Here is a 21,826-nt window from a genome sequence, read left to right as displayed (position 1 = left end):
CGATGCGGCTCCACAACCGGTCAGCACGGCCGCATGCTCCCCCGTGGCAGAGCGCGATCCTCCTCTCTCGCGCCCTGTCATCGCGGCCGTGCTGACCACCTTTGAGGGCCAGGCCGTCTTTCGACTTCGCTCGGGTGAGGTTCGCAATCTGCCGGGGCCGATTTTCCGGCTGCGCCGCGGCGCCAGCCATTTCGCGAGGCGTGAAGGATGAAACGTCGCCTTCTCCCTTGGCTCATGAGCGTACCTGCCCTCTGGGTGGCGACAAGCGCGCCCGCACAAACCGTGGAGGATCGCGCGCGCGGCGCGGCGGATGCTTCGCGCGGCAAGACCTCCGACAGCGACACGCTGCAAGGCACCTATCTCACGCCGGGCCTCGCGGGCCAGCCCATTACCACGGTCGACGGCTCGAAAAGCTTCAACCCCAGCATCGCTTGCCAGAAGACGTCCACCTTACTGGAGCTGTTGGCGCAGCCCGGATCCACCGGCGATCTGACGACGCTGCGGATCTCGCGCGACCGCAATATGGACGGCGGCTTCGACGAGACGCTGAATGTACCGGTCCCCGTTTCGGGCATCTGCGCCAACGGCCTCGTCTCCTGCGAGCCGGGCAGCTGGAATGGGTGCCGGGCTTTCCGATGGGATACCAACCCGGCCGGTGACCTTGCCCTCAACGAGGTCGGACTTACGCAGCTCGCCGGTTGCTACTGCATCAACAACAGCTGCGGCACCAATCTCGCCTGGGCCAATATGGCCTCGGTACTGAAGGATCTGGGCGGCGGGGTCATCGGCACGCTAACGACGGCAGACAGCCGGCTCGGCGTGGCACAGGCCGCCATAGACGGCCCCGTCATTCGCTATACGGGCGCGCAGACCACGGCCTGTACCAGCGAGCCCAACCTTGCTGTCACTGCCTATCGCGACAATCCGTCGGCGCTCGGCGGAGCAGCCTTTGCCGCTTCTGCGGGTAACTCTGTCTTCCAGAGCCTCGTGGCTTCGCCTGCCGGCATCGGCAAGGCCGCGACAAGCCGGACGTGCACGATCAAGCGCGATGTGACGATCAGGGAGGTCCGTCCGGACGACGTGATCCAGCTTACGAGCGGCGGCTATTCCGCTTTTACCGAAAGCGCTGATAGCCTTATCTTTCAGGTCGGTGCCCCATGGGACAACAGTCTCTATGGAGGCGGCTGCGGCATGTTCGATTTTCGCATGACGCTGCATATCGATGACGCCACACGCCTCAGGGACGTTCGCGTCGCCAGCCTCGCATTTGACGACTGGGTTCAGATCCGCGTCGATGGCAAAGTCGTGATGTCAGACCCGGGCGGCTGGACCGGCGATGGCTATCCGCCGGGTGGCTGCGAGCGAAATGCTAACTGGTACAGCGCGCCAAACTTCGACTTGAAGCCGTGGCTGACCAATGGCGACCACGAGATCTGGCTGAGGGTCGCGGTGGGCGACAAGGGCGAAGCGCTCGCCACCATCCGGGCCATCGTCGATACCAGCTGCGACATACAGGAGAGCGTCGCCGACAGCTGCATGGGCAATGCGGGCGACCCGTCCTGCAGTCTCGAAGATGAGCTGATCGACGGCGTCCAGACCTTCCGCAATGGCGTCGGCACGGGTCTGCGCCCGCTACCGCAGACAAGAGCCATCGGCCCCGGAACCTGCCGCACCAACATGACCCGTGACTTCTGGCAAAAGGACCGGCGCTATCAGTGCACTGCCTCCATCGCTCCGCCCAGTCTGGAGCGCAGCGCCTATATCATCGACCATAGCACAGAGACGCTGCTCGCCGACCGGCAGAAAAAGGCGGATGGCACCGTCAGCACCTCGACCCGGTCCTTCGCTCTGCCCGATCGCGGCACGGTCAATGCGTGCGAAGCGATCTGCAAGACCCGCGCGCCAAAGGCGAATAGCGACGTCGCTGTCGATGGCGTCGTGGGCGAACGGCAGAACAGCCCCAGCGGCTGGGACACCTTCTACCATGCCTGCAACGCCAGCAATGTTTGCCCGCTGGGCCCCGACGAGGAGCTGGTGACGGGTTGCGGCTGCCTTGATGATTTCCCGGAGGCCATCGTCATGATGCAGACTGTTCGCCTCGGCGGCGCCGACCTCATCTGCACGGCGACAGCCCGATGACGGCGCGGCGCTCCCTCCTGTCCTGGGCCGCGATGCTCGCCCCTGTTCTTCTGGCGCTCGGCATGCCGGGCACCGCCATGGCGCAAAGCCAGCTCTGCGCGGCCGACCTCAACGGCAATGGCGATGCCGCCGATCCCGGCGAGATGGCATCATGCGTGGCGATGCAAGGGGGATCCTATCTTTGCCCCTTGCAGCAGACGGCCTGCGTTGCTGACGCCGCGGGCGCCTATAGCTGTCCGCTCGGGGCACATTTTGCTTGCCAGACACCCATAGGCGGCGGCGTCCCGGCCTGCTCGCCCAACGCCTGTGCAGCGGTCGGCGGCAGCGGAATTGAAGAGACCCCGGTGACGGACGATCCCGGCGCCTCGCCAGACGGCCTTGTCGACGAAGCCGGCAATTGCATGAGCAATATCGAGATTTTCGCAGGGAGGGCGATGCGCTGTCGCACCGCCGGCATCAAGACCACCTTCTCCAACTGCTGCGCGAACAAGGGCAAGATCCTGAAGGACGGGACGGGCTCCTCCCTCTCCTCCCTGTCCACCAAGATCGCAGTGGCCAAGGGCGTATTCTCCGGCATGTCGGCCGCTTTCCAGGCATTCAAAGCTGGGCAGACGGCAGGGCAAGCTGCCAGCGCTGGCCTTGGCGGCTTCGTCGGCGGGATCGACCCAACCTCCATCGCCGTCAGCCTCGCGATCAACTTCATGATCGAGTTTCTCCTGAGCGGCTGCGATCAACAGGATATGGAGGTGGGCATGATGTCGGGGTCCGGCATGTGCCACTATGTCGGTGGCTGGTGTTCGACCAAAATCCTTGGCGTCTGCGTCCAGAAATCCCACGGCCATTGCTGCTTCAATACCAAGCTCGGCCGGATCATTCAGGAACAGGGACGCCCGCAGCTCAAATCGTTCAACGGGGTCGGCTGGGGCACGCCTGAGCAACCCTATTGCCGCGGCTTCACGCCCGAAGAGTTCCAGGCGCTCGATTTCAGCCGAATGGATCTCTCCGAATATTATTCCGACATCGAGGCACGGACCCAGTCGGATATCCAGATCAATATGAAGGACCGGATCGATGCCTATATGCATACGGTCAGCCCCTGATCCTGCGCACTTGCGCAGGGGCCTGGGACTGCTCCTCCTCACATGGCCAGCGGTCGCGCTAGGCCAGCCAAATGCTCGGGATCGGGCGGCAGCAGAAGGCCCGGCCGCCATGGAGCGGCTCAGGGGCGCTATCGCGCGCCAGAAGGATGACAAGGGCTCGCCCGTGCCGGTGGCCCTGCCCACCTTGCCCGAAGACCAGCGGCGCCGCGCTTTCGACGCAATAGGCCGGCGTGTTCGTTCGACGGCTCAGGAAGATCGTGCAAAAGCCGCTTTGACGCGAGGCACGGCGGCAATGGATGGCGAGCGCGCCGCCATGGCCCGCCGCCTCGGTCAGGCGCTAGGGCTGGATGAACCGGACAGAGATGCCCTTGCCGGCGCCGCCCCTGCCCTGTCGCCAAAAGCATGGGTGCCGGTGCTCTTCGCCTCCTCGTCTATGCCTCTCGCGACATTACGCACCTATGCCGCGCAGCTGGAGAAGGTCGGAGGCGTGATCGCCTTTCGCGGCATGCCCGGCGGCATGACGAAGATTGGACCGATGGCGAAGCTGACGGCACAGACGCTGCGCATCGATCCGGGGTGCGACGGTCCGGCCTGCGCAATGCGCAATGTGCAGGTCATCGTCGACCCACTGGTCTTCCGGCAGCATCATGTGACCCAAGTCCCGGCGCTCGCCATGGTGCCTGGCGATCCGACGAAACCCTATTGCGAGCGGGATGAGGACAGCCTGACGGCATCTCATATCATCTATGGCGATGCCGCGCTCTCGGGTCTGCTTACTGAATATGCCCGCCTCGGTGGTACGAAGGAGGTTGCCGATGCTCAGGCTCGCCTGGAACGCCGCTAAATCGATCTGGCCCGAAGTGAAGCTGGTCCCGCTTCGCGCTGCCGTGGCTCTGGGCGCTGCCGGGCTCGGCGAGCCAGTCCGCCCCCGGCAGATTCTGCGCGCCTATGCCATCATCCTGCCCGTCGGCCTTTTGGTCTGGTGGCTCCTCTCCCAGTTGATCCTCGTCATGTCGCCGTCGATCGACGCATGGGTCGTGCGCAGGGCTCCCGGCCCGATCGCACGCGGAGATCTCATCTCCTTCCGGCTGGTCCATCCGCTCGCTGGGCCCAAGCCGGTCGGCGTCACCAAATATGCGCTCTGTCTGCCCGGCGATCGTATCGCCATGGTCGAGAAGCCATCACCGATGAGCGGCAAGCGTGACGGCTGGTATTATTGCAATGGCCGGCTTCTCGGCGTCAGCAAACCCGTGGGTCACAAGGGGCAGACGCTCACCCATTGGAGGCCGGCATATGGGCGTATCCCGCGAGGCTTTGCCTATGTCGGCTCGGGCTATGCGAGCAGCTTTGACAGCCGCTATTATGGTCCGGTCGAACTTGTGCGCCTGACCCGCATGGAGCGTGTGCTGTGATGCGCGCGGCAGCAGCCGTCGTCGCCCTCTCCGCCTCGTTGATGGCTAGTGGGCAAGCGTCGGGGCAAACCGTCACGAAGCAGGGCTATTGGTGGTATGTCGCGCCGCCCAGGCCGTCTGCCGACGAGCCCGATCCGGATGAGATCGTGAAGCCAGCGATCCCGCCTATGGCGGAACTGGCGACATGGACGCCGCCGCGTATCCGCAAGCTCATCGAGCAACAGCGCGATTATGCCGCAACTGTGCTGACAGTCGATGCTGTCGCCGACTTCTGGAAGCTCCAGGACTTTGCCCGGCGCAAGGCCCGCGCTTTTGCCGGCGTCACGCAGATCGCCATGCTCCAGCACCCAGAACTCAGCGCCAAATCGGCCAACCCCATGGTCGGTGATGCCCGCGACCAGCTCCTCGCGCATAAGGACGATGTCCGCCGCGCCTATCTCCGCGCCCATGGCGCCGAATTTGCGCTCGTCATGTTCTCTCGGACCTCCTGCGGATATTGCCGCGTGCAATGGCCTATCGTTCAGCGCTTCCAGGAGGAGATGGGCTGGCAGGTGACATTGCTCGATCTCGACCGGCGACCTGAAATTGGCCAGAGATTTGGGGTCGATGTGACGCCCACCACTATGATCATCCGGCGCGGCAGCCAGCAGCGCATGGTCATCGCCAATGGTGTCGAGGCCTATCCGAATCTCATTCAGACCGCCTATCAGGCGGTGCGGCTCCTCGCCGGCGACATACGGCCAGAGCAATTCCTGACTGGCGCCGGGGAAGAGGATGGGTTCTTTGACGCTCTGACCAATGGCCCGGTGGCAGCTGCCGACCCGCGTGCCATCGCGGCGGGAGGGATTGTCCCATGAGACCCGCTCTGCGCTATGCCATCACAGCAGCTGCCCTTGCTGCATCGCCGATCGCAGCCCGCTCCCCAACAGCTGAGGACGCAAGGCGTGCGGCAATCCATCCCGTAACAACGCCGCAGGAGATGACAATCTGGCTCTCCCGCGTACCGAAGACGCGTGACTATCCGCCGGATTTCGCAGCAACTCTATCGGGTGGCTCAGGCCTCTTCGTCGTGGAGATGTCGACAGCAAAGGACTGCCTTCCCTGCGCCGATCTCTGGGGCAAGCTGGCGCAATTCCGGGCCCGCTACGGTTGGACGATCCGTCCCCTCAACAGTCAGGAGGCGCTGCTCCGATCGGGTAGGCTTGGCCTGCCGTGGGTCGGTCATCCGGTTGCCTGGGTACATCCGGTCAACGATCCGGACCGGATCATCCCGATCGCCATCGGCACGGACCATGGCGTCAACGTGAGCCGCAATGCCTATCTCGCGGCCAAGATGCTGACGGGCGTCCATGCCTCGGTAGGCCTCCGGGCCATGGCGAAATTCACTGGTATCGTTGGCCCGGCGGGGGCCGGCCGATGATGCTTCATCGCTTAGTCTCAGCGACAGGGCCGTTCTTGGCGGGCCGGACCTTTCGCTTCCCCATTCGAAAAGGAGGCCCGCTATGCCGACCCTGCGCAATGCCAGCCTGACCGTCCTCGCCCTCGTCACGGCCTGCGGCGCCGTTCCTGCCCATGCGCAGAGCTGGGCGGAAAGCTGGTTCGACAATGTCACCTATACCTCCGCCGGATCCTTCCAGGATCAGACGCGCGGCTATGTGACTGCAGGCGGCATGTCGGGGCGCGTCGATGTCCATAATGACTATCTGATGGCCGTGACGCTGCCCAAGGTGAAGGCCGGCTGCGGCGGCATCGACATGTTTCTGGGCGGCATGTCGTTCCTCGACCCGGATTATCTGGTCCAGAAGCTGGAGAGCATTTTGCAGGCCGCTCCGGCGGTCGCCTTCCAATATCTCCTCGAGACACTCGACGAGAAAATGGGAAATATAATCAGTAAGATGGAAGCGGCTACGAACTTCCTGAACAGCATTCAGGTGAACGACTGCCGGCTTGCCAATCGCATGGTGCAGATCGCCAAGGGCGACGACAATATGTCCGGCATCATCGAGGAGATGACCGGATACAAGTCTGTGAAGGAAGGCTTCTCCAAGAGCTTCCAGCAGAGCCGCGAAAAGATCCAGGCGAACAAGAATAGCCCGACCGAGGATCTGAAGGACGCCCTCGCGAACTGTCCGGCCGAGGTCACGGATATCTTTCGTACAGGCTCGCTCTTGAGTCATGCCGCAACCCGCGTCGGCGCCGGCGACTGGGCCAGCGTGATGCGCGCGCGGGTAGGCGACGTCTACATGCGCTGGGACGCGACCGACAAGGTGCCGATCTTCTCAGCTATTCCCGCTTGCCCCCATCAGGACACGGACAGCGCGCAGGATTTCCTGGCCGGCAAAGTTCAGCGCCGCGCCCTTAATGTCCCGCCAACCGGCGCTGACTGCGGGCCGGACACGGGCAAGGGGGCGCTGGAGCTGGCCCGCGACCGGATGCAGGCGATTGCGACGAAGATCCGCACGCGCACCGCGCTAACGCCAGACGAGCGGCAGTTCGTCGCCAATGTCCGGACCCTGCCCGTATACCGGATGCTCGAATGGGGCGTTCGCCGCGGAGTCTCGGACTCCGTGATCGCCGATACCGACGAACTGGTGGCGCTTACCCTCGCCTATCAGATGCTGAACGACCTGACCCGGTCCATCGATTTCGCTGTGGGCAATGCCGAACGCGGCGCCAGCGCGGCCGGCGCATCGGACAGCGACAGCGCCAACATCTGTCAGACCCGTATTCTCACCAAGGGGATCGAGCAGCTACGTGATCTCCGCGAAGAAGTGCTGCGCCAGCGCGGGCAGGTCCGGCAAAGCTATATGGCCTCACTTTCTCAGGCGAACCTGTCCGCCAACTATGCCGATCTCCTGCGTACCCGTGATCGCGATGACCGCGACGCAGCGGGCGCCGCAGCCAACCGCAATCGCTGACCGGGAGCCTGACCATGGGACGCCCCCTCCTTCGCGCCATCTTCGCGCTACTGCTCATCGCCACGCCTGCACCCGCATTTGCGCTGGAGGCGAGCTTCCACACCTATGACGGCTTTGCCGAGACGGTGGACGCATTCCGCCTCGTCTCCATGATCTTCAGCGACCCTCGCTACGAGACGCTGGTTCTAATCTGCGCGACCGCAGGCATCGCCATCGGCGTGGTGGTCGCCTCCATCCGGGGACAGGGCATGGCGCTGGCGGCCTTCGGCCTGCAGATGCTGGTGGGCATGGGACTGTTTGCTGGCCTCGTTGCCACAACCGGCACGGTCCATGTCTATGACAAGGTCCGCAACGCGTATCAGCCTGTCGGCGGTGTCCCCAATCTCATCGTGCTGGTGGCAGGCGCCACCAACATGATGGAGCGGGCGCTGGCGGAGACGATCGACGACAATACGCTCGATCCGGCGGCCAAGCTGGAATTCGGGTCGGGCGGCCATGCATTCGACCTGTTCCTCAATGCCGTATCCCCGCGCGGGCCAATGACCGACATCTTCCTCGATTCCACGATCAAGGATTATGTGCGGCAATGCTATCCGGTGGCCCGCGTTTCGCCCGCCTATGGCGTCGACGACGACGCGCTATTCCGGGGATCGACCGACCTGCCTGCCTCCTTTGCTGCCATGGCCGGCCCGGCCACTTTCAGCACCGTATACACCTCCGCCGACAAGGGCGGCACGACCGTCAGCTGCTCGGACGCCTGGGACCACATCAGCACAAGCCTCAGCGACCCCGATCTCTTCAACAGCTATGCGGCTCAGGTGTGCCAAAGCAGCGGTTATGATATTGCCGATGCCAACCAGCTCGCCCGCTGCCGGACGCGCATCGGCCAGCTCGGCGATGTGATGATGGGATCGCCGCTCTCCCTGCAGGCTTTCATGACCGATATCCTGCTCGGAAACGCAGTGGGCGATGTGTTGTTCGAGGACAGCCCCGCCACAGCCGCGCGGGTGATGGCGAACCGGGCAGTCATCTCCAGCGGTCTGTCGACCATGTCGGTGGCGAACGAATGGATGCCCACCATCCGCGCCACGGTCTTCGGCATCATGCTGTTCATGACGCCGATTGCGCTGCTCTTCATCCTGACGCCGATCAATCTGCGCGTGGCCAGCTTTGCACTGGGCCTCTTCGTGTTCGTGGCGATGTGGGGCGTTATCGATGCGGGCATCTATCAGCTGACGCTAGGCCGCGCGATGGACGTACTGGCGGAGATGCGATCCAACCATGTCGCGGCCAACGCCTGGCTGCTCGCGCCCGGCGCGTCGATGAAGGCCCTCGCCATCTTCGGCTCGTTCCGAACGGCGGCGGCGGGGCTCGCCGGCGCCTTCGTGTTCACAGTCTTCCGCTTCTCGGGCAATGTGTTCAGCTCATTCACCGGCGGTGCGTTGCAGGCACAGGGCCAGGGTACGGCGGCGGCGACCCCGCTCATGACCCGCGAGGGCTATGCGTCTGCGCTGGAAGCGCAGGCCTCCGCGACCGGCACGATGTCACGAAAGGGCGCTGCCTCCAGCTTTGGCGATTTTGGCGAGCGCTCATCCTTTGGTGCCAACAGGTCATTTGGCGCGGCAGGGTCGGTCATCGGCGAACATGGCAGCGGTGTTGCCGGGCAAGCGGCCATGGCCATGGGCGGTATCGATGCGGCCCGTGAACTGGGCGGCCTCTCCCCTGCCCTCGTGGGCAAGGATCTCAGCGATCCCGCTGTCTCCCGAGCTGTACGCGCGAATGCCACCACCAGCGCGATCCACAATTTTGCCGAGAAGGATGCTTTGCGGTCGCTGGGCACCACCTATTTCGGCGCCGGTCAGTCCGGCGAAAAAGCCTTTGCCGGTTTCAGCCAGAATTTGGTGCAATGGAAGGCGTTCGGCGACAATCGAGCCTATGACATGATGCAGGCGGGCGCGCAGCGGCATTTCGAGCGTTCAGGCTATGACCAGAAGGACGCCACGCTCAAGGCGTCCACCCTAATCTCTCAGGCATCGACGGACCCGACCTTTGCGAAGCTGATCGCCAATGCTTTCGATCAGGAGCAGATGCTTCGCAATGACCTGACCGGTGCTCAGGTCACCGTCGGCGCCATGGAGGGACGGCGCGATTATGCCGGTGACCGGGTCGCCGCCGTCGAGCGCGGCAATGTCGCAACGGAGCAGGCGTGGCGGACGGGCGGCAATAATGGTCAGCGATATGCCGCCAATATGCTGGGCCTTTCGCTAGACGAAACCAGCCGCCGCGTATCGTTCATTAATGCTCTGTCTGGCGAGGCCAGGTCGACGGCGATTACCCAGCTGTCGAAAGCGACAGGCCGCAACGAGGCGCATGTCATGCGCGCTCTGGAAGCCTATAATGCAGCCACGCAGGTTGGCACCGCCGATGGTGCGACGACAGAAGCGCGCCGCGAAGGCACCTCCGTCTACGGGCGCACCCGAGAGGCGGCCGGTTATGACTTTGCCGAACGATCCGGTAAGCTCGACGCCCAGCGCGAAGTTGGCCATGATGGCACGCGCGCCGCTGCCCGCATCGGTGAGCAGCGCCGCCAGTCCGAGAATAGCGGTTTCGCCGAAGGTGCAGCTTCGACCGGAGCGTCGGTGCGGGAGGCCGCCCGCCTCGACAGCTTCATTCAGGCACTGACCCGCACTGCGGGCAATCAGCTGGACATGGCTGAGGGTGGCACCGATGCCGTCGCCGACCGCGCCAGGAATGAGCGGCTGACGGGCATCGTCGATAGGGAGCGATTGACCCGAATGCAGGGCCTTTTGCACAAGAGTGGGATCACTATGTCGAAGCGGGAGATTGCCATGGATCAGAATGGCGATCTCAACCTCAACCTGACACCGCAATCCGCATCGCAAATGTGGCGCGCTGGCCTGCTGAACGAAAGTCAGCTCGGTGCCGTCGCAAATGGTGGCCATGCCCGCTTCAGCTTCGCCCATAATGACCTGCTCGTCTCCAGCAGCGCTGGATTTGAGAAGTCCGCTCGGGCGGACACCAGCACGCGCTTCGAGGCCGGGAAACAGGCCGGGCCGGATACGGTCGAGCATTTCCTCAGCGGCGGGAAAGAAGGCCGTGACATGATGGCGAACTGGCTGCGCGGTGGATTTGAGATGGACCGTAAGGGCAATTGGCGGCTGAAGCCCCAGTTGGCAGACACGCTCCAGCGGGACATTCAGGCGGTGATGGCTCAAACTGGGTGGTCGCGATCGCTAGATCGCTCCTCACAAGACCAGCTGTCTCAGGGGACGGATATTGGAGCAAGTGCCTCAGCGGCTGCAGGTGCATCGTCCGGTCAGCGTGGCGGTTCCGGCAAAGCAGGCCCATCTTCAAGTCGGGGGAGCGCTGGCGGCAACGTCGGTATAGTGAGTTCCGACCGAGGGATACACACGGAGTCTGCGAATGCACGGCTCGACATCACAAACTACGATGTTCGGGAGGCGCTCGCAGCGTCTGAAAGAAGCGCTGCTCGATCTTTGCATCCTGAGAAAACCTTCATTGACGAACTAAGCAAGCAGGTGTTCGGCCATGAAGGTCTGAGAAACCGATATCTCGGTCAGGCCGATGCTGGGCGCGGAACGTTCGACATTACCGGCCCAATCACCTCTATTGAGCAAAATTCCATTCTGGATCGCGGGCGTTTCTCCACAGACATCCAAGGGAGCCCAGTCGATGGTTCAAGCGAATTCAAGAAACGGTAGCGATCAATCTTCCCCATACCGGCGGGCGCGACTCTGGGGAGAGCCGATCCAGTTTATTCCGGAACGCGGGTCGGCAGGGTCAGAGCAAGGGTCATTCAACCCGCCCAATGATCTGCTAAAAGGATACGACCCTTCCGCCGGCTCAGCCCATTCAAGACAGCCGGTCGAAAAAAGAGCGTGGATATAACCAGCACCCAGGACGACGAATGCCGTAATTGGATTGAAGATGAGCATGGCATAAGCGCTAACCGTCGATCGGAAAAAGTCCGAGCCCAACGACAGCAGCCACACAGCGTGGAGCGTCATCCAGAACAACGCGAACGCCAGCCAATAAAGCTTCGCGTACCAGCGATGCCAGAGCCAGTTGACCAGTCGAGGGCGGTCGTTCGCAGTGAAAGATGGTTCACTCATCGCTTGTCCCTTTCAAGTCGAAAGGATAGCAAAATTAGCAGTAAAAGTCAATCAAATCAATGGTGTCAAGTAGTATAGGGTCGAACCTTATTTCCTCTCACCATAGGATCTCTTCGTCATCTTCCTATCTCAGGCCAAGCTTCAACCAGATCATGGTTTTGGATCGGGCTGCCAGCGCACCGAGCATAGTGACACCGGATCTCAGGATCGGCACCTGGTGAGACAAATGCCCGCAGCCTTACTGCCAATTCGAACATGGCATCCGCAGCAATGTCAGGCGGACAAAATTCGACAGGCGCAGATTAACAGGCAATGCGCCATTCGGCGTCCGGACCCTCTCGCATCCGGGCTTTCATTGATCCGTCGACGACACCGAGAGGGGCTGAATGTCCTTGAGCGCTATGTCTGTATCCGAGATCACCTCGGCAGAGACCCTCACGCGCCCTGTTACCAGAGCTTTGCCCTGTACATAGTCCTTGGTAGCATTGACACAATCCAGCGCCACGACATGGCCTTGTCTGAGATAAACTATCGAGAAACTCCGGCTAGCGATATCGCCGCGCGTGACTGCTGTGTCATACCCAGCAGAGAGGCCAATGGTCTGGAGGCGCAAATCATATTGATTGGACCAGAACCAGGGCACCGCATTATACGGCTTGAGATCGCCGGTAATCGCGTGAGCGACAGTATTAGCCAGATCGTTGGCATTTTGGACCGACTCCAGTCTTATCGGAAGACCATCGGCGTAAATGTTGGAATGCAGCGCACAATCACCGATCGCAAAGACATCCGACAGAGAGGTTCGGCCATGGTCATCTACCGCGACCCCATTTCCGCCGCTTGCACCCGCAGCGAGAAGCGGTGCAACAGCGGGAACAATCCCGATGCCGACGATCACCATTTGAGCTGCGATTAATTCGCCATTGGACAGCCTTACTCCGGCAGCCCGCCCGTTCGATGTGTCAATGCGCTCGACCTGGACACCAAGTCGCACCTCAACCCCGTGCGCTCGATGCTCGGCTTCGTAGAAGCGCGAGAGCGCCTCGCCCGCAACCCGCGCCAAAACACGGTCCTGTGCTTCCAAGACCGTTACCTGCTTACCCATTTTTGCCAGGACGGCTGCGGTCTCGAGCCCGATATAACCACCACCAATAATTGCGACCCGAGTTGTCGTCGCCAACTCCCCAATCATCTTGTCGACGTCCGTGCTGGTTCGCAGCGAGTGCACGCCGGGCAGGTCGTACCCTTCGCAACTCAGCTTGCGTGCGTGTCCACCCGCAGCCCAGATCAGTCGGCCATATGAAAATCTTTCGGCAGCATCCGTCGTGACGGTGCGCGCATCCGCATCCACAGTGACGACCCGCTGTCCGGTCAATATGACGACATTGCGCTCCCGCCAAAAATCAGCAGGACGGATGAGAATGCGCTCGAACGCCTTTTCTCCTGACAAGTAGTCCTTCGAAAGTGGCGGGCGCTCGTAGGGCAGCTTGGGCTCCTCACCAATTATGGCAATCGTCCCCTCGAACTTCTTTTGGCGAAGCGAGATGGCAGCCTGGGCACCGCCGTGCCCTGCGCCAACAATAACTACGTCGAAGTGAGCCTTCATTTGTCCTCCGGGACGGTCTGAACCCGCAGAACGCCATAGATGTCGATTGTTAGAGGAAACGGCCCATGCGGCGCTTCCGACCAAACAAGGGGACGCGCTCTGCGCTATCTGATTGGCGCATCTGTAAGATTGTTGAGGTTGGCGGCACGAGCCTCAAGGCGTCGTGCCGCTGCTCACTTCAGGCTTTCTGTCGCTCCGACATGTCGAGTGCGACATCAACGATCATGTCTTCCTGTCCGCCGACCATGCGGCGACGCCCCAGTTCAACAAGAATCTCGCGAGTATCAACACCATAGTCGGCGCTGGCCTTCTCCGCATGCCGGAGGAAGGACGAATAGACGCCGGCATAGCCCAGGCTTAGCGTCTCGCGATCGACGCGCACCGGCCGGTCCTGCAGCGGGCGCACGAGTTCCTCGGCGGCATCCATCAACTTATATAGGTCACAGCCATGCAGCCAGCCCTTACGGTCAGCAGCGGCAATGAAGACCTCGAGCGGAGCATTGCCCGCACCAGCTCCCATACCCGCTAGACTGGCATCGACGCGCACAGCTCCCCCCTGGACGCCCACGATCGAATTCGCCACCCCTAGAGACAGGTTGTGGTGAGCATGAATTCCGCGCTGCGTTTCGGGCTTGAGTACCCGGTCGTAGGCTTCACAACGCGCGCGATACCCATCCATGTCCAAGGCACCACCGCTATCAGTTACGTAGATGCAAGTTGCACCGTAACTTTCCATGAGCTTCGCCTGCTGCGCAAGCACTTCAGGCTCGATCATATGGCTCATCATCAGGAACCCGCACGTATCCATCCCAAGGTCTCGTGCGGCAGCGATGTGCTGCTTCGAAATATCGGCCTCGGTGCAATGTGTCGCGACGCGAACCGAACGTACGCCCAGCTTATAGGCGTGCTTCAATTCCTCAATCGTGCCGATCCCCGGTATGAGGAGTGTCGTGAGTACGGAATGATCGATGACATCGGCGACAGCTTCGATCCATTCCCAATCGGTGTGCGCACCGAACCCGTAATTGAAGCTCGATCCGTTGAGGCCATCACCATGGGCGACTTCAATAGCGTCGACCTTCGCTTCGTCGAGCGCGCGTGCGATATTCTGGACATGGTCAATGCCATATTGATGTCGGATCGCGTGCATTCCATCACGCAGCGTTACGTCCTGGATATACAGCTTCGTTTGCGTCGGATCGAAGGGCATCATGCCACCTCCTTGTTCAGCCGCCGTGCGGCAATCTTCTCAGCAGTGCGCAAGCCCGCCGAGGTCATAATATCGAGGTTTCCGGCGTAAGAAGGCAGGTAGTGAGCAGCGCCCTCCACCTCCAGGAATACACTGGTCTTGATGCCTTCAAACTGGCCGATTCCAGGGATATTGACCGCATTGTTCGATCCGAACCGCTCGAACTGGACCTTCTGCTTCATCCGGTAGCCTGGAACATACGCGTTTACCTGTGCGACCATCGTTTCGATGGCTGCCTCGATCTCGGCTTCGGTCGCGCCGGATGACAGGGTGAACACTGTATCTCGCATCATCATCGGTGGTTCGGCGGGATTGAGAATGATGATCGCTTTGCCCTTCTCCGCTCCTCCGACCTCTTCGATACCGCGTGATGTCGTCTCCGTGAATTCGTCGATGTTGGCTCGCGTCCCGGGACCAGCGCTCTTCGAAGAAATCGAAGCAACGATCTCCGCATAGTGCACTTTGGCGACAGACGACACGGCAGCCACGATTGGTATCGTCGCTTGCCCGCCACAGGTCACCATATTCACATTCACCGCATCGAGATGTTCATCTCCATTCACGACGGGGATGACATACGGGCCTATCGCTGCAGGCGTCAGGTCAATCATGACCTTTCCAGCTGCTACAACGACTGAGCTGTGCTTTACATGGGCACCCGCCGAAGTTGCGTCAAACACAACCCCTATTTCGCTCCAAGCGGGTAGCTTTACGAGGCCATCAATGCCTTCAGCGGTGGTGGCTACCCCAAGTCGCGACGCCCGCTTCAGACCATCGGACTCCGGGTCGATACCGACCAGCGCGGCCATCTCAAGTATCTCGGACGTGCGCATGATTTTGATCATCAGATCGGTGCCAATATTACCCGAACCGATAATCGCGACTTTTACCTTACCGCTCATTCGCTATCCCCTTCGAACTCGAAGCTACATTCGCCCAGGCCGCCGATCACCGCTCGCACCTTATCTCCGGGCTTGAGTGCGACCATCGGACCCAGCGCTCCGGTCATGAGAATGTCGCCCGCGCGCAGTGGCTCGCCGCGGGCAATCAGGGTTCGTGCCAGCCATGCGGCAGCATTGAGCGGATGTCCCAGGCAGGCTGCGCCAGCACCGATCGAGGCGATCTGGCCGTTCACCTCGAGCACCATCCCGCACGAGTAGAGATCGAGGTCCTCGATCGGAACCTCGCTACTTCCCAGCACAAAAAAAGCTGATGAGCCATTATCCGCCACCGTGTCGGCGAAGGTGATCTTCCAATCGGCGATGCGGCTGTCGACGATCTCTATCGCGGCGATAGCGTGCGAGGTTGCTGACAGGATACCGTCGGCATCGACCGACGGATCCTCGATATCTTTGCCCAGCACGATCGCAACCTCAGCCTCAGCCTTAGGTTGCAGAACCGACGACCGCTTCAACACGCCACCATCCACGATTCGCATGTCGGAGAACAAGGCGCCGAAGTCAGGCTGGTCGACACCGAGCTGCTTTTGCACAGCTTCGGCCGTCAACCCAATCTTTCGTCCAATGAGCCGCCGCCCATCCGCAATCCAGCGCTGGGTGTTAATATCCTGCACGGCATAGGCGCCGTCCGTGTCTGTCGGCTCTAGAATGTCGCGCAAAGGCGCGATAGCGCCTTCCACATAGGCGGCGCGCAGCTTCTCAGCCGCGGCCTCAAACATCGGGGTCATCAACTTGTCTCCGTCTTGTTCGGTTTCGGCGGGCGTTGGTAGATGTGACCCCAGGCCGAGTTGGTGTCGTGCGTGAGTACGTGCCAACTTTCGTCATCGACCTCCAAGCCGCCCCATCCATATTCGAGGTCGAAGCCTGAGGGGGTGAGCGGATAAAAGCTCAGCATCTCATCGTTCGAATGTCGGCCAAGCGTGAAGGTGAGGTGAGTCCCGGAGGACAGGCATCGGTCAAGCGCTCGGCCTACATCGTCTATTGTGACCGTCTCGATCATCAGATGAACAATCCGCTTGGGAATTCGGACTGGAGCAAGCGCCAGCGAGTGGTGGCGCCCATTGCAGCGCAAGAAACTAATTTCCAGCGGTCGTCCCGGAACCACTTCTGTCCGAATGTGGTCGGACAGGCGAAATCCCAATGTGCCCAAGAAAAATTCGAGCATCGCTGGCTTGTCATTACAGGATAGGACCACATGCCCGAGCCCCTGCCGCCCTGTCTTGAACTGTGCACCTGTCGGGCTGACAAACGGGTCGTTTGTCCGCTGAAGCGGACCATAAAACGCCTCGTGAATGTTGCCTTCGGGGTCAGTGAATCGAATGAGGTCGTTGACCCGGCGATCAGATGCAACGTCAATCCCTGGGCGCTCGACCAGCACACCGCTTTTTTCGAGCCGCGTCTCAAGCTCATCGAGAGCGGAAGCATCCTTTACCTCCCACCCTGTGTAGGCCAAGTCGTCGCGCGGTCCTTCGTGTAGCCTCAACCGAGTCGCATATTGGTCGAGCCTCAGATCAACAGTGCCGTCCTCACGCGCAGACCAATGGACGCCGAGCTTGTCGGTTATAAATGCGCGCCAAGCGGAAAAATCGGATACTTCGAGCCCGACGTAGCCAAGCGCTTCAATCTGACTGGTCATGCGCTCGCCTTTGAGAGGTGAGCAGAGGCGAGGGAAATGAAGGGGCCAAAACGCTCCGCCTGAACCCAGTGTCCGCACTGGCCGAACATATGCAATTCAGCATTCGGAAGGGTACGGGCGAGAAGGATTCCCATTTCCACAGGTATAACCCGATCCTCACGCCCATGGAGCACAAGCGTCGGATGCGGAATATTCTCAACGACGCTGGTTGGCATTCCCGACAACGGCGTGTCGCCCTCGTCATTCGGCTTGACGAGCAACTTTCGCAGGCCTTCCTGCGCGCCCGGTATAAGGCTCGCCTGATACCGATCTTCGACAAGTTCATCTGTGATGAAATTCGCGTCAAAAGGAAAATGAGACATTGCGGAACGCATGTTCTCACGGCTGGGCTGATAGTCCCAGCCAGCCCGCAAACCGGGTGTCATCACGAATTTGTCGCACGGTGTTCCCATCAGCACCAGACGGTCGAAGCGATCAGGAAAGCGCGCGGCCGCGGCGAGAGCAAGCGATCCTCCAAAGCTATTGCCTACAAGGCTTGCCTTTTCGACACCAAGCGCATCCAAAAACGCGATCAGATGCTTGACCCACAGCTTGATGTCATACTTGAGGTCCGGATCACGCTCGGTATAGCCGAAACCAGCCATATCGGGTGCGATGACCCTGAAACTTCCACTGAGGGCAGGAATGACACGCTTCCAATTCGTCCAGGCAGAAACGCCAGGTCCCGATCCATGAAGCAGCACAACCGGCGATCCAGCGCCGGCCTCGTGGTAATTGGTGTCAAGTTCGAGGGCACGCACAGTCTGGCCGCGGCCCTGCTCGATGACGGTAACCATGATCCAAATCCTCTCATTTGTGGTACGGGTCGTGCACTTGCCTATTTCGAATGTCAATACGGAAGCGTATGGTGAAATGAACAATCATAGCCGTGAGGGAGTTGAAGGAGTGGAAATCAAGAAGCCGAAGCGCGTGGCTGACAGTAGCAAGCTGGACGCTTCTGCCTGGACTCAAGGGGCTCTCGACATGCTCGCAAAAAAGGGGATCGCTGGCGTACGTGTCGAACTGCTGGCAAAGGAACTCGGAGTAACGAAAGGCAGCTTCTACTGGCACTTTCGAGATCGCGAGGCCCTGCTGGAGGAGATGCTGACATCTTGGCGTCGCCTGGCGACCCTCGCGTTGATCGAGCGACTCGATCGTGGAGAAGCGTCGCCCGCGGCGCGCCTACAAAGGCTGCTCCGTCTCCCACTGGTGGGCCGGTCATCAGCCCATGCGGCAGACGTTGAACTTGCCGTGCGACTCTGGGGTCGCGACGATATGCGCGCAGCCTCGGCTCTTGCTGAGGTTGACCAACTGCGCCTCCGGTACATTGCCGGCCTTCTGGTTGAGAGCGGCGTTGAACAGGCAGACGCCGACGCTCGCGCTATTCTCGCCTATAGCTACATCCGCGTGGCCGCTACTCTTGTGCCCGCAGACGCGCTCGACACAATGTCACGGTGCGAGGAAATTCTTCTCAACAATGGGGCGTCGGCGACAGTTCGCAAGAAGCGCACACCTACGACTCCTCGTTAGCAATCGTAACGGACAAACCAACCATAGTTTCATCGAAGATGATCTGACAGGACAGGCGAGACCGATCTCGCCGCTTGTCCGAAGAACTCAGCAGGTCATCTTCGTCATCACCTGGAGGACCTACATCCACCTCGCCATCAACGTAGACATGGCACGTAGCGCAACTGCAGTTGCCGCCGCACAGTGCGATCATTTCATCAAAACCGGCATCCCTTATGATTTCCATCACAGTCAAACCGGATTGAGGCTCTATTATGCGTGTTTCGCCGGCAGTGCCGGTAATCGAGATTTTAGCCATCGCCAGACCTAAATGGAAATGGTGAGTCCGCCATCCGACAGCAGCATAGCGCCGGTGACGTAGGAACTCTCCGACTTGCTCGCAAGCAAGACGTACAGGGCGGCATGTTCTTCCGGTCCCGAAACCCTTCCGAGCAGCATATGGGCGGCCATCGCATCCATTCGTGCCGGATCGCCATTCATTTCGCGTTCCCGCTGGCCAAGCGCCTCAGGCCCGGAAATACCGGTGTCAGTTGCTCCGGGTGCGACGCCATTCACCCTCACCTCGGGGGCGAATTCCTTAGCGAGCTGCATCACGAGCCCGCGCAGGGCAAATTTCGATGCGGTGTACAGTGCTCCACCACCACCAGCCATGAAGCAGGCGTTCGATCCCGTCGCGATGACACTCCCGCGACTGCGGCGAAGCTCCTCGATGCTTGCGCGTGCCCCAAATAGTGCCGCTTTCACATTGACTCCGAATAATTCCTCAAAAGCACCCGAGAGCTCCTCAGGGGACTGCTTTTCAGTGCGCTTGTGAAAGTCCCACAAACCGGCATTCGCGACGTAGACGTCAAGCCCGCCCCATCTTTCCACAGCGGTTGCAACCGCTTTTTCTGCCGTTTCGTAATGCGAGACATCGCCAAGCACGACTGCGCAGCCCTCCCCCTCAAGGGCCTCGACATCAGACGACTTCCTGACGACGGCGACAACGTTGGCACCCTCAGCGAGATAGCGCCTAACAATAGCTCGGCCAATGCCAGCGGCGGCGCCGGTCACTACGGCACGGTATCCTTCGAGCCTGCCCATCAGAAGAACGCCGACAGATTCTTGGTAAGCAGCACGGACTGAGGCAGAAGGATCAAGCGCCGTGCAACCTGGAAGCCATTACCTACGTGCCTGAGGACGTCACGTCGCCGTCCATGGAGGGTTGCCTCGTCGTGCTCGGACCGATTGCGGTATTGAACGAAGGCGTAATGAATCTCATATTCCTCCGGCTTGTCCGTTTCGAACGCCTCGACGTTCGAAACAATGTAGACGTGCCGGGTGGGCGGATCCTCGGTCCACACGAGATTTGATGCCAGCCTGCCGATGCGTATCGCAATGTCGGCCTTGCAATCATCAAAGAGGGCCATGTTGTTCGGATCGATCTCAGGTCGGGGGTCGCGTCGGTACCGATTTTCCCGAAGAGGCATCCAGTAGAACAGATCGTCCGCTAGGAGATCGTACCACTCGTCGTGGCGCTCCTCGTCGAGCAATCTGGCTTCCATCCGGTAAAAGGCTTCGATCTCCGCAAGAAGATCAGAAGCAACTGGCACCCCGTCGCCTCGCATCGAGAGGAGCTGGTTGGCGGCAACCCGTGCTTCCTCGCGACTCAGCCTGGGATAGGTGGAGTAGTCCGGCTTGCGATCAAGAGCGGCGCTCATTCGGCGGCCTCCACATTTGCGCTTTTGGTGGCCATCGGAATGTCGGCCCATGACCCAGCATCCATCATCTCGGCCCAGCGCTTATAAAACAGGCGCTGATTGGCATCGGAAAGCTGACCGCTCGACACGGTCCCCGGAAGCGACGCATCTACCTCCTCACCTTCCGGGGCCATTGCGTAGCAAAGCCTCTGGTTTCGCGTTACCCAGCCGGCGTTTGCCGACGTCGAGTGCTCCCAATTCTCTCCATCATCCATTTCGAGCAGGCCGGACGGCGAGAAGGTGCGCATCGAACCACGACGGAAGCGGTCCTTAATGTCGTCGGGCATGTTGCGGGGAACGAGCGTCCACGCATGAATTTCAGTCTTAAGCGGTCCCTTCGGCTGAAAGGTGCGAAAGGTGAAATAGCCCGGAAGAAAAGAGAAGTTCGGGAATATGGTTGCAGATGCCACCGATCCCCACATGTCGGAGCGAAATTTGCCGAGGCGGGCGGTGATCGCTTCCTGACGTGAACGCATGTAGCGTAACAGGTCACGATCCCCCATCGTGGCGGCGTTGCCGAGGAAACTGTCGTTGAACTCCCAACCGTGGCCGTTCACCGATACCTGGTAGCTACCGCTATTCTCGACTTTCACGCCACCATGGCGCCCCAGCGTCGGCTCCGAGCCACCAAGATGAGTCCAGAGCGCATGGTAGATATCACCGACGAAATTATCGGCCGGGAATTTCCAGTTGCACCGCATGACCGAACGGGTCGCCCCGCCGGGAAGGAACTCAGTACCGCCGTCCTCAGCATCGAGCACCGCATCGAGATACCATCGGAAATCACCTAACCAGTCATCCAAACTAGGGGCGTCCTCGCTGAATGTCGCGAACACCAGCCCCTTGTAAGTAGCAACGCGGGCGCGCTTGAGACCCCAGTCCTCCATGCGGAAGCCGGGGGTCGACTTGTAGAGGCCCATCTTAGGCATCTTCTTGAGTTCGCCACCCAGCCCAAAGGCCCAGCCATGATAGTTGCAGGTAAACTGGCGCCCCTGCCCGCTATCTGCGAAACATACGCGATTTCCGCGATGGGGGCAGGAGTTGAGAAACACGTTGATCGTCTGGGCATCAGCGCGCGCCACGATGACCGAGTCCTCACCCATATAGGTAGTGATGAAACTGCCCGGCGCCTCGACCTGCGATTCGTGCGCCACGAAGAGCCAGGAGCGAGCAAAAATCTGCTCCATCTCGCGCTCATAGATCGCAGAATCCCAGAATATTCGACGGTCAACCGTGCCGAATTCCCAGTCTACAAAATTGCTAGCTATTAATGTCATCGCGCCATCTCCATACGCTTCCGTATGTTGAAATGCCCAACCTTGTCCAGTCGTTTTTCACCCGAGGG

20 protein-coding genes are annotated in these 21,826 nt (G+C 60.7%); 9 read left to right on the top strand and 11 right to left on the bottom strand.

Annotation, left to right across the window (positions count from 1 at the left end):
* The first annotated feature begins 234 nt into the window (after positions 1–234).
* The 8 genes from YP76_RS22270 to YP76_RS22235 all read left to right on the top strand — a co-directional run bounded on the left by YP76_RS22270 (position 235) and on the right by YP76_RS22235 (position 11,312).
* On the top strand, positions 235–2,139 hold the full coding sequence (locus YP76_RS22270) for a hypothetical protein (RefSeq protein WP_046765778.1): 1,905 nt from the start codon (positions 235–237) through the stop codon (positions 2,137–2,139).
* The gene (traN, locus tag YP76_RS22265; RefSeq protein ID WP_046765777.1) at positions 2,136–3,239 is read left to right on the top strand and encodes a conjugal transfer protein TraN; all 1,104 of its coding nucleotides are present in this window, start codon (positions 2,136–2,138) and stop codon (positions 3,237–3,239) included. The genes YP76_RS22270 and traN overlap by 4 nt, the downstream gene beginning before the upstream one ends.
* A 109-nt stretch (positions 3,240–3,348) precedes the next feature.
* Entirely contained in the window at positions 3,349–4,083 is a 735-nt protein-coding gene (locus YP76_RS22260; protein ID WP_046765776.1) for a type-F conjugative transfer system pilin assembly protein TrbC, read from the top strand.
* Positions 4,055–4,651 (top strand): S26 family signal peptidase, encoded by a 597-nt coding sequence (locus tag YP76_RS22255; protein WP_046765775.1) that lies wholly within the window; start codon positions 4,055–4,057, stop codon positions 4,649–4,651. The genes YP76_RS22260 and YP76_RS22255 overlap by 29 nt, the downstream gene beginning before the upstream one ends.
* Entirely contained in the window at positions 4,651–5,508 is an 858-nt protein-coding gene (locus tag YP76_RS22250) for a conjugal transfer protein TraF (RefSeq protein WP_046765774.1), read from the top strand. The genes YP76_RS22255 and YP76_RS22250 overlap by 1 nt, the downstream gene beginning before the upstream one ends.
* Before the next feature lie 122 nt (positions 5,509–5,630).
* The gene (locus YP76_RS22245) at positions 5,631–6,071 is read left to right on the top strand and encodes a hypothetical protein (RefSeq protein ID WP_332307430.1); all 441 of its coding nucleotides are present in this window, start codon (positions 5,631–5,633) and stop codon (positions 6,069–6,071) included.
* Positions 6,072–6,153: 82 nt separating this feature from the next.
* Positions 6,154–7,569 (top strand): conjugal transfer protein TraH, encoded by a 1,416-nt coding sequence (locus YP76_RS22240; RefSeq protein ID WP_046765772.1) that lies wholly within the window; start codon positions 6,154–6,156, stop codon positions 7,567–7,569.
* Between the two features lie 14 nt (positions 7,570–7,583).
* Positions 7,584–11,312, top strand: a complete 3,729-nt coding sequence (locus tag YP76_RS22235; protein ID WP_046765771.1) for a conjugal transfer protein TraG N-terminal domain-containing protein — start codon at positions 7,584–7,586, stop codon at positions 11,310–11,312.
* 3 nt (positions 11,313–11,315) lie between these two features.
* On the opposite strand, the gene YP76_RS26785 is transcribed toward YP76_RS22235, so the two are convergent.
* The 7 genes from YP76_RS26785 to YP76_RS22200 form a co-directional block, all read right to left on the bottom strand.
* The gene (locus YP76_RS26785) at positions 11,316–11,723 is read right to left on the bottom strand and encodes a hypothetical protein (RefSeq protein WP_052757556.1); all 408 of its coding nucleotides are present in this window, start codon (positions 11,721–11,723) and stop codon (positions 11,316–11,318) included.
* Positions 11,724–12,075: 352 nt separating this feature from the next.
* Positions 12,076–13,329, bottom strand: coding sequence for an NAD(P)/FAD-dependent oxidoreductase (locus YP76_RS22225; protein WP_046765770.1), 1,254 nt, complete (start codon positions 13,327–13,329; stop codon positions 12,076–12,078).
* A 178-nt stretch (positions 13,330–13,507) separates the two neighbouring features.
* Complete coding sequence (dmpG, locus tag YP76_RS22220) at positions 13,508–14,539, bottom strand: 4-hydroxy-2-oxovalerate aldolase (protein ID WP_046765821.1); 1,032 nt, start codon at positions 14,537–14,539, stop codon at positions 13,508–13,510.
* Positions 14,539–15,480: an acetaldehyde dehydrogenase (acetylating) gene (locus YP76_RS22215; protein WP_046765769.1), complete on the bottom strand. Its 942-nt coding sequence runs from the start codon at positions 15,478–15,480 to the stop codon at positions 14,539–14,541. Before YP76_RS22215 ends, dmpG begins: the two co-directional genes overlap by 1 nt.
* Positions 15,477–16,265: a 2-keto-4-pentenoate hydratase gene (locus YP76_RS22210; RefSeq protein WP_046765768.1), complete on the bottom strand. Its 789-nt coding sequence runs from the start codon at positions 16,263–16,265 to the stop codon at positions 15,477–15,479. Before YP76_RS22210 ends, YP76_RS22215 begins: the two co-directional genes overlap by 4 nt.
* Complete coding sequence (locus YP76_RS22205) at positions 16,265–17,173, bottom strand: VOC family protein (protein ID WP_046765767.1); 909 nt, start codon at positions 17,171–17,173, stop codon at positions 16,265–16,267. Before YP76_RS22205 ends, YP76_RS22210 begins: the two co-directional genes overlap by 1 nt.
* Positions 17,170–18,009 carry an alpha/beta fold hydrolase gene (locus YP76_RS22200; RefSeq protein ID WP_046765766.1) on the bottom strand — a complete coding sequence of 280 codons (840 nt, stop codon included), beginning with the start codon at positions 18,007–18,009 and terminating at the stop codon, positions 17,170–17,172. The genes YP76_RS22205 and YP76_RS22200 overlap by 4 nt, the downstream gene beginning before the upstream one ends.
* Between YP76_RS22200 and YP76_RS26780 the strand changes: the two genes are divergently transcribed.
* The gene (locus tag YP76_RS26780) at positions 17,996–18,742 is read left to right on the top strand and encodes a TetR/AcrR family transcriptional regulator (RefSeq protein ID WP_084733318.1); all 747 of its coding nucleotides are present in this window, start codon (positions 17,996–17,998) and stop codon (positions 18,740–18,742) included. The two genes, YP76_RS22200 and YP76_RS26780, sit on opposite strands and share 14 nt — an antisense overlap.
* On the opposite strand, the gene YP76_RS22190 is transcribed toward YP76_RS26780, so the two are convergent.
* The 4 genes from YP76_RS22190 to YP76_RS22175 are packed head-to-tail and all read right to left on the bottom strand — an operon-like array spanning position 18,726 to position 21,758.
* Positions 18,726–19,040: a 2Fe-2S iron-sulfur cluster-binding protein gene (locus YP76_RS22190; protein WP_046765765.1), complete on the bottom strand. Its 315-nt coding sequence runs from the start codon at positions 19,038–19,040 to the stop codon at positions 18,726–18,728. The two genes, YP76_RS26780 and YP76_RS22190, sit on opposite strands and share 17 nt — an antisense overlap.
* 8 nt (positions 19,041–19,048) lie before the next feature.
* Positions 19,049–19,795, bottom strand: a complete 747-nt coding sequence (locus tag YP76_RS22185; protein ID WP_232307688.1) for an SDR family oxidoreductase — start codon at positions 19,793–19,795, stop codon at positions 19,049–19,051.
* A 29-nt stretch (positions 19,796–19,824) separates the two neighbouring features.
* Positions 19,825–20,442, bottom strand: a complete 618-nt coding sequence (locus YP76_RS22180) for a 3-phenylpropionate/cinnamic acid dioxygenase subunit beta (RefSeq protein ID WP_052757554.1) — start codon at positions 20,440–20,442, stop codon at positions 19,825–19,827.
* The gene (locus YP76_RS22175; RefSeq protein ID WP_046765763.1) at positions 20,439–21,758 is read right to left on the bottom strand and encodes an aromatic ring-hydroxylating oxygenase subunit alpha; all 1,320 of its coding nucleotides are present in this window, start codon (positions 21,756–21,758) and stop codon (positions 20,439–20,441) included. The genes YP76_RS22180 and YP76_RS22175 overlap by 4 nt, the downstream gene beginning before the upstream one ends.
* Between the last annotated feature and the right edge of the window lie 68 nt (positions 21,759–21,826).

It is taken from the genome of Sphingobium chungbukense, from assembly GCF_001005725.1.
GTDB classification, from domain to species: domain Bacteria; phylum Pseudomonadota; class Alphaproteobacteria; order Sphingomonadales; family Sphingomonadaceae; genus Sphingobium; species Sphingobium chungbukense.
The sequence above is the reverse complement of the archived record's forward strand: the minus strand, read 5'-3'. Positions and strand labels throughout refer to the sequence as shown.

What these genes read in the sequence shown, in the direction of transcription:
- YP76_RS26780 (WP_084733318.1), top strand. Translation starts at nt 17,996, where the DNA reads ATGACGGTAACCATGATCCAAATCCTCTCATTTGTGGTACGGGTCGTG.
- YP76_RS22270 (WP_046765778.1), top strand. Translation starts at nt 235, where the DNA reads ATGAGCGTACCTGCCCTCTGGGTGGCGACAAGCGCGCCCGCACAAACC.
- YP76_RS22215 (WP_046765769.1), bottom strand. Translation starts at nt 15,480, where the DNA reads ATGAGCGGTAAGGTAAAAGTCGCGATTATCGGTTCGGGTAATATTGGC.
- dmpG (WP_046765821.1), bottom strand. Translation starts at nt 14,539, where the DNA reads ATGCCCTTCGATCCGACGCAAACGAAGCTGTATATCCAGGACGTAACG.
- traN (WP_046765777.1), top strand. Translation starts at nt 2,136, where the DNA reads ATGACGGCGCGGCGCTCCCTCCTGTCCTGGGCCGCGATGCTCGCCCCT.
- YP76_RS22225 (WP_046765770.1), bottom strand. Translation starts at nt 13,329, where the DNA reads ATGAAGGCTCACTTCGACGTAGTTATTGTTGGCGCAGGGCACGGCGGT.
- YP76_RS22175 (WP_046765763.1), bottom strand. Translation starts at nt 21,758, where the DNA reads ATGACATTAATAGCTAGCAATTTTGTAGACTGGGAATTCGGCACGGTT.
- YP76_RS22240 (WP_046765772.1), top strand. Translation starts at nt 6,154, where the DNA reads ATGCCGACCCTGCGCAATGCCAGCCTGACCGTCCTCGCCCTCGTCACG.
- YP76_RS22245 (WP_332307430.1), top strand. Translation starts at nt 5,631, where the DNA reads ATGACAATCTGGCTCTCCCGCGTACCGAAGACGCGTGACTATCCGCCG.
- YP76_RS22200 (WP_046765766.1), bottom strand. Translation starts at nt 18,009, where the DNA reads ATGGTTACCGTCATCGAGCAGGGCCGCGGCCAGACTGTGCGTGCCCTC.
- YP76_RS22260 (WP_046765776.1), top strand. Translation starts at nt 3,349, where the DNA reads ATGGAGCGGCTCAGGGGCGCTATCGCGCGCCAGAAGGATGACAAGGGC.
- YP76_RS26785 (WP_052757556.1), bottom strand. Translation starts at nt 11,723, where the DNA reads ATGAGTGAACCATCTTTCACTGCGAACGACCGCCCTCGACTGGTCAAC.
- YP76_RS22180 (WP_052757554.1), bottom strand. Translation starts at nt 20,442, where the DNA reads ATGAGCGCCGCTCTTGATCGCAAGCCGGACTACTCCACCTATCCCAGG.
- YP76_RS22190 (WP_046765765.1), bottom strand. Translation starts at nt 19,040, where the DNA reads ATGGCTAAAATCTCGATTACCGGCACTGCCGGCGAAACACGCATAATA.
- YP76_RS22250 (WP_046765774.1), top strand. Translation starts at nt 4,651, where the DNA reads ATGCGCGCGGCAGCAGCCGTCGTCGCCCTCTCCGCCTCGTTGATGGCT.
- YP76_RS22235 (WP_046765771.1), top strand. Translation starts at nt 7,584, where the DNA reads ATGGGACGCCCCCTCCTTCGCGCCATCTTCGCGCTACTGCTCATCGCC.
- YP76_RS22205 (WP_046765767.1), bottom strand. Translation starts at nt 17,173, where the DNA reads ATGACCAGTCAGATTGAAGCGCTTGGCTACGTCGGGCTCGAAGTATCC.
- YP76_RS22255 (WP_046765775.1), top strand. Translation starts at nt 4,055, where the DNA reads ATGCTCAGGCTCGCCTGGAACGCCGCTAAATCGATCTGGCCCGAAGTG.
- YP76_RS22210 (WP_046765768.1), bottom strand. Translation starts at nt 16,265, where the DNA reads ATGACCCCGATGTTTGAGGCCGCGGCTGAGAAGCTGCGCGCCGCCTAT.